This window comes from Pseudomonas sp. FG1, assembly GCF_034313875.1.
In the GTDB taxonomy this organism is placed as follows: domain Bacteria; phylum Pseudomonadota; class Gammaproteobacteria; order Pseudomonadales; family Pseudomonadaceae; genus Aquipseudomonas; species Aquipseudomonas veronii.
In genome coordinates this window covers 4,473,849-4,486,984 of the sequence record NZ_JAVIWP010000001.1, presented here as the reverse complement: position 1 = coordinate 4,486,984, position 13,136 = coordinate 4,473,849, and the positions used below count along the sequence as shown (strand labels likewise).

The window sequence follows — 13,136 nt, the reverse complement described above, 5'->3', positions numbered from 1 at the left end:
GTTTAGCCCTTGTCGTTTGTCCACGGGGCAAAACAGATCGAGTAGAGGTGATAGCGGTGTACGATTTTGTGATCATCGGGGGCGGCATTATCGGCATGTCGACTGCCATGCAATTAATCAAGGCCTACCCAGAGTCGAAAATCTTGTTGCTCGAGAAAGAGTCCGGGCCAGCTAAGCATCAGACGGGGCACAATAGCGGGGTCATCCACGCCGGCGTCTACTACACGCCGGGTAGCTTGAAGGCGAAGTTCTGCCTGGAAGGCAACCGTGCTACCAAATCGTTCTGTAACGAGCACGGCATTATCTACGATGAGTGCGGTAAGTTGCTGGTCGCCACCAATGAGGTGGAAATGCAGCGCATGCGCGCGCTTTGGGAGCGCACTGCAGCCAATGGTCTGGAGCGCGAGTGGCTGTCTGCGGAGCAACTGAAGGAACGCGAACCGAACATCACCGGAATCGGCGGGATCTTCGTGCCCTCCAGTGGTATCGTTAACTATGCCGAGGTCACCGCTGCCATGGCTCGCGAGTTCCAGAGGCACGGTGGCGAGATTCGCTACGACAGCGAAGTCATCGGCCTGGAAGAGCGCGCCACGGAGATGCGGGTTAAAACCCAGCATGAAGAAGTCATTGCACGCTTTTTGGTGACCTGCTCGGGTCTGATGGCCGACCGCATTGTATGTCTACTGGGCTTAGATCCTGGCTTTAGCATTTGCCCGTTCCGTGGCGAATACTATTTGCTGCCTGAGCAGCACAACCGGATCGTCAATCACCTGATCTACCCGATTCCCGATCCCTCCATGCCGTTCCTCGGCGTGCACCTGACGCGAATGATCGACGGCAGTGTGACAGTCGGTCCCAATGCTGTGCTGGCACTCAAGCGTGAGGGCTATCGCAAGCGTGACATATCTTTGTCCGACACGTTCGCAATGCTCACCAATCCGGGCATTCTTAAAGTGCTCAAGGACAATCTGCGGCCCGGCCTGATCGAGATGAAAAACTCGCTGTTCAAGCGTGGTTATCTACAGCAAGTACGCAAGTACTGCCCCAGCTTAACGCTGCAGGATCTCAAGCCTTACCCGGCCGGCGTCCGCGCCCAAGCGGTTTCAGCGGACGGCAAGTTGATCGAGGACTTCCTGTTCCGCAATACCCGCCGTAGCGTCAACGTCTGCAATGCACCATCGCCGGCGGCTACCTCTGCAATTCCCATAGGCGCCTACATCATCAAGCAGATTGATGCACAGCTGCAGGGGCTACCCAGGTTTGTAAAAAACCAACATCCCGCATGAGGCAGTGCGGGGCGAATTCGGCAGTGCACTGGAACGAACAAGACTGTGCGCAAGACGACAAGCCCCGCACCGGCTCAGTCTAATAGGCTATCGGCTAGTGCACTTAACGTCCCCGAGCCAAGTCATCGTTACTGAACTCGTTACCGAATTGAAGTGTGTGATTGTGATCAAAAGCCGGATGCCTACTTATAAGGCTACTCCCAGAAACCATGCTTGTTAGTCATATTGAGAGCGCCCCATGAACCAGTCAGTATCCTCGCTGCCAGAAAAAGACATTCAGTATCAACTGCACCCCTACACCAATGCTCGCCTTCATCAGGAGCTTGGCCCGCTGATCATCGAGCGCGGGGAGGGTATCTATGTTTATGACGATCAGGGCAAGGGTTATATCGAGGCGATGGCTGGGTTGTGGAGCGCCGCGCTTGGCTTTAGCAATCAACGTCTGATCAAGGCAGCTGAGCAGCAATTCAACACCCTGCCGTTTTATCACCTGTTCAGTCACAAATCGCATCGCCCGAGTATCGAGTTAGCCGAAAAGCTGATCGAGATGGCGCCGGTGCCTATGAGTAAGGTGTTCTTCACCAACTCCGGTTCCGAGGCTAACGATACTGTAGTGAAGATGGTCTGGTACCTCAATAACGCTCTAGGCAAACCAGCCAAGAAGAAGTTCATCAGTCGGGTCAACGGCTACCACGGCATCACCGTCGCCAGCGCAAGCTTGACTGGCCTTCCAGGCAACCAGCGCGGTTTCGACCTGCCGCTTCCAGGCTTCCTGCATGTCGGCTGCCCGCACCATTATCGTTTCGCCCTTGCCGGTGAAAGTGAAGAGCATTTCGCTGACCGCCTTGCCGTCGAGCTCGAGCAGAAGATTCTCGCCGAAGGCCCGGAGACTATCGCAGCGTTCATTGGCGAGCCATTGATGGGCGCTGGCGGTGTCATAGTGCCGCCTCGTACCTACTGGGAGAAGATCCAGAAAGTTTGCCGTAAGTACGACATCCTGGTTATCGCCGATGAGGTAATCTGTGGATTTGGGCGTACCGGGCAGATGTTTGGCAGCCAGACCTTTGGTATCCAGCCGGACATCATGGTGTTATCCAAGCAACTGTCATCTTCTTATCAGCCGATAGCGGCGATTCTGATCAATGCCCCAGTATTTGAGGGCATCGCTGATCAGAGCCAAGCGCTTGGCGCGCTTGGGCATGGGTTCACCGGCAGCGGTCATCCGGTAGCTACTGCCGTGGCCTTGGAGAACCTGAAGATTATTGAAGAGGAGAGCCTGGTCGAGCATGCGGCGCAAATGGGCCAGTTGTTGCGCAGCGGCCTACAGCATTTCATCGATCATCCCTTGGTGGGCGAAATTCGCGGTTGTGGACTGATCGCTGCGGTAGAACTAGTTGGCGATCGCGTGAGCAAGGCGCCGTATCAGGCGCTAGGCACCCTCGGACGCTACATGGCCGGCAGAGCCCAGGAACACGGCATGATTACTCGCGCCATGGGTGATGCCGTGGCCTTCTGCCCGCCGTTAATCGTCAACGAACAGGAAGTCGGAATGATTGTAGAGCGCTTTGCCAGGGCGCTGGACGACACCACTCAGTGGGTTGGTTAGATCAATCCGGGGGAGGAGAGAATTGCTTTTATGTGGCTCTCCTCGGCTTAAATTCATAGCTTGGAAAATAGCTGAGCAGCACTGAATGCAGTCTGCGAAGGAGCACGCCATGCAACTCAAAGATACCCAATTGTTCCGCCAACAGGCTTATATCGACGGAACCTGGTTGGACGCGGACAGCGGCCAGACCATTCAGGTCACCAATCCGGCCACCAACGAAGTTATGGGTAGTGTGCCGAAGATGGGGGCAGCGGAAACCCGTCGAGCCATCGAAGCAGCAGATCATGCCCTGCCAGCCTGGCGTGCACTGACAGCTAAAGACCGCGCCAACAAACTGCGCCGCTGGTTTGAACTGATGATTGAAAACCAGGACGACCTGGGTCGTCTCATGACCATGGAGCAAGGTAAGCCACTTGCCGAAGCCAAGGGCGAAATTGCTTTCGCGGCGTCCTTCCTTGAGTGGTTCGCCGAAGAAGCCAAGCGCGTGTATGGCGACGTAATTCCCGGCCACCAACCGGACAAACGCCTGATCGTGATCAAACAGCCCATCGGCGTAACGGCAGCGATTACACCCTGGAACTTCCCGGCAGCCATGATCACCCGTAAAGCCGGCCCGGCCCTGGCCGCCGGTTGTACCATGGTGCTCAAGCCAGCGTCGCAAACGCCTTATTCGGCGCTGGCGTTGGCAGTGCTGGCCGAGCGTGCCGGGATCCCCAAAGGCGTGTTCAGTGTAATCACTGGCAGTGCTGGCGAAGTCGGCAGCGAACTGACTAGCAACCCGATCGTGCGCAAGTTGAGCTTTACTGGCTCCACCGAAATTGGTCGCCAGCTAATGGCCGAATGTGCCAAGGACATTAAAAAGGTGTCGCTAGAACTGGGCGGAAACGCGCCGTTCATCGTATTCGATGATGCCGACCTTGATAAGGCAGTGGAAGGCGCACTGATCTCCAAATACCGCAACAATGGCCAGACCTGCGTGTGCGCCAACCGCCTGTATATCCAAGACGGCGTATACGATGCCTTCGCCGAGAAGCTGAAAATCGCGGTAGCTAAGTTGCAGATTGGTAACGGTTTGGACGAAGGTATCACCACCGGCCCTCTGATCGATGCCAAGGCGGTGGCCAAGGTCCAGGAGCACATTGCCGACGCCATTAGCAAGGGTGCCAAGCTACTCGCTGGTGGTAAGCCGCACGCCCTCGGTGGCACTTTCTTCGAGCCGAGCATCCTCATTGACGTACCGAATAACGCCGCCGTAGCCAAGGAAGAAACCTTCGGTCCGCTGGCGCCGCTGTTCCGTTTTAAGGACGAGGCCGACGTGATCGCGATGTCCAATGACACCGAGTTCGGCCTGGCCTCGTACTTCTATGCCCGCGATATGGGGCGCGTGTTCCGTGTGGCCGAAGCCCTAGAATACGGTATGGTCGGCGTCAATACTGGGCTGATCTCCAATGAAGTTGCGCCTTTCGGTGGTATCAAGGCATCCGGCCTGGGTCGCGAAGGATCCAAGTACGGCATTGAGGATTACCTGGAGATCAAGTACCTCTGCCTGGGTGGTATCTAAGAGCCCGGCGAATAGGCACGTGATTCTCGCTCAGGCCCCACTTGGCGAGCATCATTAATCTTGGCCCGGTCTATAAAACCCGGGCATGCTACATCGGTTGTGGCGCAGACAAAGATTGACGCGGGCTATTTCTACGTCACCGTCTACTTCTCACGGCTGTTGCCGCGCAACCAGAGTCTGGAGGCCTGTATCCGCGTCGACAGCGCCCCCTGTTCGAGCTAGGTGCCTAACATTTCTAACGATTGAGCGTTGCGCGGAGTCCTACACCTAGGCTCTGCGCCTTTTTAATCCCGCCGCGCTAGATTAGGCGAAGTAATGCTGCCTTCACAGCCAGTCCTGCTGGTATGGATAAAGGTGATATCCATCACCTATGCCATGTTAGGGGCGACGGTGAACTCTCTCTAAGATGGTTTGGTGCGATGATTTAAGGCGCCCCAGCGACCGTTGATTGCATCCAATGTGCTCATTAGCTTTTCTGTTCGAGCTGGCTGTTCCTGTGCGAATAGATCCTGTGTGTACTCATCACGCTTACACAGGTCTAGCAGCAACACTTGGGCTTTGGCATAGCTGAAACCCTCTCGTTACAGCCTTTTGATTCCCTCCTGTGCCGCTGCAATGATCAAACGCGTGTCATCGGTCGGGTAGGGCAGTTGGCAAAGCAGGCCGTTGGCGTACTTACCATCATTGAATTCGCTCGGTCGCAATCAGGCGAGCATTCGGGGCTTGGATCACGATCCCTCCAGTCGTAATAGCCACTGGCAGAAATCTTCAAGCAGAGGCACATAAGGTCGTAAGAACTGCGTAGCTGGTGACCCCGTCTTCCGTGCCATGAAAGTTGACCTGACCAACCGCTATCCGTCAGTCGGTGAGGCGAAGCAACTTCCTTTATGGCATGGTGCCACAGTCCCTTATTACGGAACGTGTAGTACCCGCATTGATTTCGTAGGGCGAGCAGCAGTGCCGCGTGATGAAGTGAAAGGCTTGGTCGCTTGCCCGACCTTCTACACGTAGGATCGCTATGGCATGTCCATGTCCTGTCAGCAACAGCAACAGCAACAGCAACAGCAATTGCTTATGGCTTGGGATCGACAGTATCCTTCCACCTGCAGCAACTGACCCACATCATGATTCTCGCCCTGGTCGCTCTCAGCCTCGACCTGTTGGTGGGCGTGACCGGCATGGTCAGCCTGGCCCAGGCGGCCTTCTTCGGCATCGCCGGCTACAGCCTGGTGTTGTTCGCCCCGGAGTTCGAGGCGGTGAACTTCTGGCTGGCGCTGCTGCTGTGCCTGGGCGTCAGCGCCGCAGCTGCGCTGCTGATGGGCCTGCTGATCATCCGCACCTCGGGCATCTTCTTCATCATGGCGACCATCGCCTTCTCGCAGATGCTCTATTACCTGTTCCACGACTCGGCCTTCGCCGGCGGCTCGGACGGCATCTACCTGTTCCTCAAGCCCGAGGTGGCCATCGCCGGGGTGCATCTGCTCGACCTGGAGAACCCGCGCAGCCTGTTCTACCTGGTGCTCGGCTCCCTGGTGCTGGTCTATCTGCTGCTGCGCACCTTCCTGCGCGCGCCGTTCGGCCGGGTGCTGCTGGGCATCAAGCACAACGAGGAACGGGTCCGTTCCATGGGCTACAACCCGCTGTTCTACAAGCTGGCGGCCTTCGTCATTGCCGGCACCATCGCCGGCTACGCCGGCATGCTCTCGGCCACCCAATACGGTTTCGTCAGCCCCGACCAGGTCGGCTGGCAGCTCTCGGCCCACGCCCTGGTGATGGTCATCCTCGGTGGCATGGGCAGCCTGTTCGGCGCCATCTTCGGCGCCTTCGCCTTCGAGGGCCTGCACCATCTGTTCGCCGGCCTGACCCCGCACTGGGAGCTGCCCATGGGGCTGGTGGTCATCGCCATGGTTCTGTTGCTGCCGCGCGGTCTCGCCGGGTTGCTGCTGCAGCTCTGCGACCGGCGCACAGCCACGGCCTGCGACGCAAGTACGGTATCCACCCCCGACGCGATGAAGAAGGAGGCCGGCGTATGACCGCCCATGTTCTAGAAACCCGCGGACTGAGCAAGGCCTTCGGCGGCCTGCGTGCGGTCAACGACATTTCCCTGAGCGTGGCGCCCTGCGAGGTACACGCGATCATCGGCCCCAACGGCGCCGGCAAGAGCACCATGGTCAATCTGCTGTCCGGCCATCTTCAGCCCAGCGCCGGGCAGATCCTCTTTCACGGCCGCGACATCACCGGCTTGGCGCCCAACCGGGTGTCGCACCTGGGCATCGGCCGCAGCTTCCAGCGCACCAACATCTTTCCCAGCTTCACCTGCCTGGAAAACTGCTGGCTGGCGGCGCAGTCGCGGCTGAAGAACTCCTTTCGTTTCTTCCGCCGCTGCGAGGCCTATGTCGAGGTACGCGAGCGCGCCGAACGGGCGCTGGAGCTTTGCGGCCTGGCCGCCCACCGCGACACCCTGGCCGATGCCCTGAGTTATGGCGAGCAACGCCAACTGGAGATCGGCATGGTACTGGCCACCGAGCCGAGCTTCCTGCTGCTCGACGAACCCATGGCCGGCATGGGCAAGGACGAATCGGCGCGGGTGGTCGAACTGCTCGCCAGACTGTCGCAGCAGTACGCCATGGTCCTGGTCGAGCACGACATGGATGCGGTGTTCAGCATCGCCCACCGTCTCACCGTGATGGTCAACGGCGAGCTGCTGGCCAGTGGCCCGCTGGACCAGGTGCGCAACGATCCGGCGGTACAGCAGGCCTATCTGGGCGACGGCGAGGAGCAATTCTGATGAGCGCACAAGCCCTGGTGCAGGCCACCGGCCTGCACACCTATTACGGCAACAGTCATGTGCTGCATGGCGTCGACCTGCAGATCCAGCCGGGCGAGACCCTGGCGCTGATGGGCCGCAACGGCATGGGCAAGAGCACCACCATTCGCTCGTTGCTCGGCCTGACGCCGGCGCGCCGCGGCGAGGTGCTGATCCGCGGCGAGCGCTGCAGCGGCCGCGCCACCCACCAGATCATCCGCCGCGGTATCGGCTATGTGCCAGAGGGCCGCGGCATGTTCCCCAACCTGAGCGTGCGCGAGAGCCTGATCATGGCCGCCCGCCCGGGCCTGGACGGGCGCCGCGACTGGAACCTGGAGCGGGTGCTGGCGACCTTCCCGCGCCTGGCCGAGCGCTTCTCCCACCTGAGCGGCAACCTTTCCGGCGGCGAGCAGCAGATGGTCGCCATCGGCCGCGCGTTGCTGACCAACCCCGAACTGATGATCCTCGACGAGGCCACCGAGGGCCTGGCGCCCTTGATCCGCAAGGAGATCTGGGACGTGATCCGCCTGATCAAGGCCAGCGGTATCGCCACTCTGGTGGTGGACAAGAACGTCAACGTGCTGCTCGACCTGACCGACCGCAGCATGATCATGGTCAAGGGACGGGTGGTGTTCGACGGGCCCAGCGTCGAGCTGAAGTGCCAGCCGCAGATCCTCCAGGAACATATTGGCCTGTGACGCCGGGGAGACTGACGATGAACGAGAAGACCGACGCCCCTGCCCGAAACTGGCAGAAGCCGCTGGCGGCGTTGCTGCAAGCGACGGCGGCGCTGGCCGCAGCCGGCCTGCTGCTGTTGGACAGCGGCCTGCACGGCCCACTGGCGGCCCTGGCGCTGGCCGGCGTCGCCCTGGCCGGCCTGCTCTACCACAGGTTGCCGCCGATCCTGGTCGAGTTGCCGCCACCAGCGCCAGCGCCAGCGCCGCCACCGGCGCCTGAGCCTGAACCGCCGGTGCTGCTGGCGGCGCCTGCTCCCGAGCCGCCTTCCGACCCTGGCCTGCCGCTACGCGCACCCCTGGCGAAGTTGCTCGAGAGCATCCTGCGCACCGAGCAGGACATGCTCTTCGCCACTGAACTGGCGCGCGCGGGCGGAGAAAAGGTGCAGTTCAGCGCCGCCAGCATCCAGGCCTGCGAGGCGGCGATCCGCGAGCTGGCCGGCTACATGGGCACCATCGATCAGGTATTCGACGAACTGTCGCAACAGTCGATGCGCATCGGCGCCATCGTCGGCAGCATCCAGGACATCGCCAAGCAGACCAACCTGCTGGCGCTCAACGCGGCCATCGAGGCGGCCCGCGCCGGTGAGCATGGCCGCGGCTTCGCCGTAGTCGCCGACGAAGTGCGTCACCTGGCCCAGCGCGCCAACGAGTCCAGCGGCGAGATCCAGCAGATCGCCGGCAGCCTGCAGAAGTCGGCGCAGGAGGCGCGGACGGGAGTCGAACACATCGGCCAGTCCACCAGCACCGGCCTGGAGAAGTCCGCCGCGGCCCTGGGCGCCATGGCAGAGATGCGTGCCGGCGCCGCGGTGCGGCTGGAGACGGTCGAGCGCATCGTTCGGCGCCTGAATGAGCAGCGCACCTTGACCCAGGACATGGTCGAGCTGCTGGGTTAGCGGGCTATCGCTGAAGTGGGCACCTTGCGACCCCATCGTTGTGACGCAGTCTTCGTCAGCCGATTCGACTGGCTGTGGAATCACGATCTGCAGCAAGACCTGAACTTGGCCTACAGCCGTTTAGGCTGGAAAGCGGCCCTGGCCGCATGACTCCGCCATTGCCGTGGACGTGATGCCTTCTCGCCTGGAGTTGGCTCGCAGGGTGGGCACAACGCCCATCTTCAATAGCCGGGTAGCAGATCCGGCTACGCGTAGTCGCGCAATCACTGACGCAGCTGCGCAGCGCAGTCCCATTCTGCGTATGCCCGGAGCTGCCGACTGAATGCGGTCGCGTCACACAATTTTCCTACTGTCTAAAAGGTCTAGAAATGAGTGCACAACTGGTAATCGACAATATCAAGCTGGACGCTACCGGAGGCAAGACGATCCAACGGCTTGACCCTGTGTCCGCCAAACTGGTCAGCACTGCGGCTGCCTGCACCCTGGAAGACGCAAAACGGCTCGCGGCCTCATCCGAGCGAGCATTCCGCAAATGGTCCAAGACCGGACCGACCGAGCGGCGTCGTCTCCTGCTCGCAGCAGCGGATGTCCTCGAGGCCAAGATGTCGGAATTCTGCCGGATCATGGCTGAGGAAATTGGCGCATCGCAGCTCTGGGCGCAGTTCAACGTAGGTGCATCGGCGAATCTGCTGCGCGAGGCTGCAGCGCTCACTACTCAAATCAAGGGTGAGACGATTCCAACCGATAAGCTTGGCGCTTTCTCGTTGACGCTTCGCCAGCCGGTGGGCACCGTGCTGAGCATTGTGCCGTGGAATGGGCCGGTGATCCTGGGGGCTCGCGCTATCGCGTATCCGCTGGCGTGCGGCAATACCGTGATCTTCAAAGGCTCGGAAAACAGTCCTCGCACTCATGCCCTTGTGGCCGATGCCTTCATTGAGGCAGGCCTGCCGGCGGGTGTGCTCAATTTCCTGATTACCGCGCCCGAAGACGCATCGGCTGTCACCGAAGCGTTGGTGGCCCACGATACCGTGCGCCGGGTCAACTTCACGGGCTCCACCAAGGTCGGCCGCATGATCGCCGAAACCTGTGCGTCCCATCTCAAGCGCTGTTTGTTGGAGTTGGGTGGCAAGGCTCCTTTCGTAGTGCTGGAGGATGCCGATATCGACGGCGCAGTGAATGCCGCAGTATTCGGCTCGTTCCTGTATCAAGGGCAAATCTGCATGTCGACCGAGCGTTTCGTGGTCGATCAGCGTGTTGCCGACGAATTCGTGAGTAAGTTTTCCGAGCGAATCGGCAAACTGGAGCTTGGCGACCCCACCGCATCTCCGACCTGCGTAGTCGGACCGGTCATCGCCCAGGGCTCGGTAAAGCGGATCAACCATCTGATCGAAGATGCGCTCGGCAAAGGGGCTGTCATCGCCGCGGGCGGTATCGCCGACAGTGCCTTGATGCAGCCCACGCTAGTCGACCGCGTGACCAAGGACATGGAAATCTACGACGAGGAAACCTTTGGTCCTATTACCACGATCGTTCGTGTCGACGGGGCAGAGGAGGCGTTGGAAGTGGCCAATGACACGGCTTATGGCCTCTCATCTGCAATTTTCAGCGCCAATGTCTCCAAAGCGCTTGAGCTGGCAAGTCGGTTGGATGCAGGTTGTGTCCACATCAACGGCGCCACCGTACAAAACGAAGCGCAGGCCCCCTATGGTGGTATGAAGCAGAGTGGATACGGCCGTTTCGATGGAAGCGCTGTGATTGACGAGTTCACAGAAATCAAGTGGGTCACTGTTGAGCCATCTGATCAGCCTTATCCCTTCTGATGTTTCGGGGCCGGCGGAGCAAGTGGATTCGCCGGTTCACGCGCGTTCGCATCATTTCTCCCAGATGATCGTAAAACGCTCGGATCCACGGCCAAGCGCGTCTTGCCGCGAAAGTGTTGCACGCGTGATAACAAATTGTAGCGGTGCGCGGTCGCCGGCTTTGTGTACGAGCAGGAAAAACGCGCGCTGATCTGACAATCGCCGTGGCCGCAGCTGTTGGCTTCAATGGCTGCTGTGGCGAGTAGTGACAAAGCGGTTGAGCAAGCGGTGCACCATGAACACGACGAACAGGGTCAACAGCACCGAGACACACACCGAACTCAGCCGGTAGAGGGTCGCAAATATGATGTCGTGGCTGGGCGTAAGCGACTGGCCGAACAGGATGGCCAGGGTGGTCAAAGCGCCGAAGCCGACGCCGGGCACCCCCTTTTCCAGCATGTGCCAGCGCGCGCAGACCATGGCGGCGATCCATAGCAGCAGGGCGACCAGCGGCAGTAGGTCGTGGTGATCATAGAGCAGCAGCATGATCAGCAGGGCAATCACGCAGCCGAGCAGGGTGCCATGCGCACGGGTACGGCCGGCGAAGCGTGAGCCGTTCCAGTGCATGGGAAACAACAGCAGGATGCTGGCGACCTGAGCCGACAGCGAGTCCTGCAGATCCAGGCACTGGAATACGCTGAACGACAGCGTCGCCACCGTTGCCCCGAGCAGTGCCTCGTGGCGCCGACTGGCGCGGTCTTTGGGCGGCGGCGTGCGTGCGGGGCGCGGCTCGCAGTCGGGAAACAGGTAGAACATCAGCACGGCGATCGCTGCGGCCAGCACGATGGCCAGGCCATTGCTCCCAAGCATGGCGATGACGTCGGTGTGCGGGTAGCTGGCGAAGTTCAGCTGGATCGACAGAAATACTGCGCCGAGGGCGCCGAACAGGAAGTTCGGGCCGCTGGCCATCAGCGCGAAACGGTAGAGAAACAGCAAGAACACCAGCGGAATCATCAGCAGCGGTCGGCCGCCGAACAGACCGTAGAGCAACGCGACCTCCAGGCTGACGACCAGTCCCTGGGTGAAGAACTGGCGCATCAGGTGGGCAGTCAGGCGCGGCACCAGGCCGAGCAGTAGCATCGGATAGACGCAGAAGAAGGCACCGTACTGCAGGTCGAACAGCTTGCACAGGACAAAGGCCAGACTGCCGCCAGTGGCGATGCGCAGACACTGGCGCAGGTCGTTCTTGCCCAGTGACAAACGGGGCGCTGTGGCCCTTTCGGCAAGTGTGTGTGCCGCCGCGGAGGGTTCAGTAGACATAGTGCAACCAACTGATCAGGCGGATCTGCAGCGTAGCGGCGAGGTTCACCAGCGGGTTGTCGAAGGGCTTCAGCTGAACCGTGGCCTTAGCCCCGGTGGGCAGCAGGAACGGCAGCTCTTCATCGAGTGCCAGGTGCACGCGTTGTCGTTGCGCGTCGCGAACCCAGCGCTCGGATTGCGCGGGCGTTGCCAGCTCGCCGTTGGCATCGATCTGGCCTTCCCGGACTCCGGCGTCGAAATGACTGACCCGGGCGCTGAACAGCTCGCCTGGACGGGCGTCGAATACGACCACGGCTGGGGTGTCGACGCCGATGTAGCGCAGGGACTTCTCGCGGAAGTCGGCGATGATGTCCAGGCGGTCCTCGACCAGAGCGGCCACCGGCGTTCCTGCCGCGACGAAGGTGCCGGGGGTGAGCTGCAGGTTGCTGAGCACGCCGCCACGTTCGGCGCGAACCTCGCTGTAGTCCCGCTGCAGGTGCGCCCGGAGCAGTGCATTGCGGGCTTGGCGTAGCCGTAGATTGGCACCGTCGGCGCCGCCGCGACGGGCCTGCAGTTCACGGACTCTGGCCTGCGCCGTACGCAGTTGGGCCTGGGCCATCAGATGCTGCGCTTCGGCCGCATCGTAGGCCTGGCGCGAGACATGCTGGCGTTCGAGCAGGCGCGACAGGCGTAGGGCCTGAGCGCCCGACTCGTTCGACTTGGCTTGGGCCGCGCTGACCTCGGCACGGGCGGCGGCCAGCAGGGCATCGAGTTCAGTGTTGTCCTGGTGTGCCTGTTCGAGCGCCAACTCGGCCCGCTGCACCTCCAGCTCGAATGGCTGCGGATCGAGGCGAAACAGTAACTGGCCAGGTTGTACGTACTGGTTATTGCTCACCGCCAGCTCACTGACCTGGCCTGCGACCCGCGGCGCGACCTTCAGTACCGGTCGGGTCAACTGCGCCTGTGGTGTCAACGGCATGCTCAGGTCGGCGGTTAGGAAGTAGATGAAGCAACAGGCTAGGGCCGAGATAGCGATTTGAACCCAGCGGGCAAATCGTTGATCGGGAGTCATGAATACCTCGGTTAAGCAAAGCGTCGGGGGACGGGCGCACGCTGGAAAGTCCGGGCCGGCCCGCGAAGGCGGCAGTA

Annotated in this window: 9 protein-coding genes and 2 pseudogenes; 9 read left to right on the top strand and 2 right to left on the bottom strand. The window is 60.7% G+C overall.

Going from position 1 to position 13,136, the window contains the following annotated elements; genetic code table 11:
* The first annotated feature begins 56 nt into the window (after positions 1 to 56).
* The 9 genes and pseudogenes from lhgO to RGV59_RS20520 all read left to right on the top strand — a co-directional run bounded on the left by lhgO (position 57) and on the right by RGV59_RS20520 (position 10,709).
* Positions 57 to 1,286: an L-2-hydroxyglutarate oxidase gene (lhgO, locus tag RGV59_RS20560; protein WP_023048104.1), complete on the top strand. Its 1,230-nt coding sequence runs from the start codon at positions 57 to 59 to the stop codon at positions 1,284 to 1,286.
* Between the two features lie 238 nt (positions 1,287 to 1,524).
* The gene (locus RGV59_RS20555) at positions 1,525 to 2,892 is read left to right on the top strand and encodes an aspartate aminotransferase family protein (protein ID WP_023048105.1); all 1,368 of its coding nucleotides are present in this window, start codon (positions 1,525 to 1,527) and stop codon (positions 2,890 to 2,892) included.
* Between the two features lie 109 nt (positions 2,893 to 3,001).
* On the top strand, positions 3,002 to 4,453 hold the full coding sequence (gabD, locus tag RGV59_RS20550; RefSeq protein WP_024075423.1) for an NADP-dependent succinate-semialdehyde dehydrogenase: 1,452 nt from the start codon (positions 3,002 to 3,004) through the stop codon (positions 4,451 to 4,453).
* A gap of 786 nt (positions 4,454 to 5,239) precedes the next feature.
* Positions 5,240 to 5,551 (top strand): annotated as a pseudogene (locus RGV59_RS20545) (endonuclease); the annotation flags it as partial.
* On the top strand, positions 5,533 to 6,486 hold the full coding sequence (locus tag RGV59_RS20540) for a branched-chain amino acid ABC transporter permease (RefSeq protein ID WP_024075422.1): 954 nt from the start codon (positions 5,533 to 5,535) through the stop codon (positions 6,484 to 6,486). The pseudogene RGV59_RS20545 and the gene RGV59_RS20540, both read left to right, overlap by 19 nt.
* On the top strand, positions 6,483 to 7,241 hold the full coding sequence (locus RGV59_RS20535; RefSeq protein ID WP_023048108.1) for an ABC transporter ATP-binding protein: 759 nt from the start codon (positions 6,483 to 6,485) through the stop codon (positions 7,239 to 7,241). Before RGV59_RS20540 ends, RGV59_RS20535 begins: the two co-directional genes overlap by 4 nt.
* Positions 7,241 to 7,957, top strand: a complete 717-nt coding sequence (locus RGV59_RS20530; protein ID WP_024075421.1) for an ABC transporter ATP-binding protein — start codon at positions 7,241 to 7,243, stop codon at positions 7,955 to 7,957. Before RGV59_RS20535 ends, RGV59_RS20530 begins: the two co-directional genes overlap by 1 nt.
* Before the next feature lie 539 nt (positions 7,958 to 8,496).
* Positions 8,497 to 8,889: pseudogene (locus RGV59_RS31815) on the top strand (methyl-accepting chemotaxis protein); the annotation flags it as partial.
* Between the two features lie 368 nt (positions 8,890 to 9,257).
* Positions 9,258 to 10,709 carry an aldehyde dehydrogenase gene (locus tag RGV59_RS20520; RefSeq protein WP_023630205.1) on the top strand — a complete coding sequence of 484 codons (1,452 nt, stop codon included), beginning with the start codon at positions 9,258 to 9,260 and terminating at the stop codon, positions 10,707 to 10,709.
* A gap of 222 nt (positions 10,710 to 10,931) precedes the next feature.
* Here the strand turns inward: RGV59_RS20520 and RGV59_RS20515 are convergent, their stop codons facing one another.
* Positions 10,932 to 12,008 (bottom strand): DUF2955 domain-containing protein, encoded by a 1,077-nt coding sequence (locus RGV59_RS20515; protein WP_078451698.1) that lies wholly within the window; start codon positions 12,006 to 12,008, stop codon positions 10,932 to 10,934.
* Positions 11,998 to 13,059: an HlyD family secretion protein gene (locus RGV59_RS20510; RefSeq protein WP_023663266.1), complete on the bottom strand. Its 1,062-nt coding sequence runs from the start codon at positions 13,057 to 13,059 to the stop codon at positions 11,998 to 12,000. The genes RGV59_RS20515 and RGV59_RS20510 overlap by 11 nt, the downstream gene beginning before the upstream one ends.
* Positions 13,060 to 13,136 lie beyond the last annotated feature (77 nt).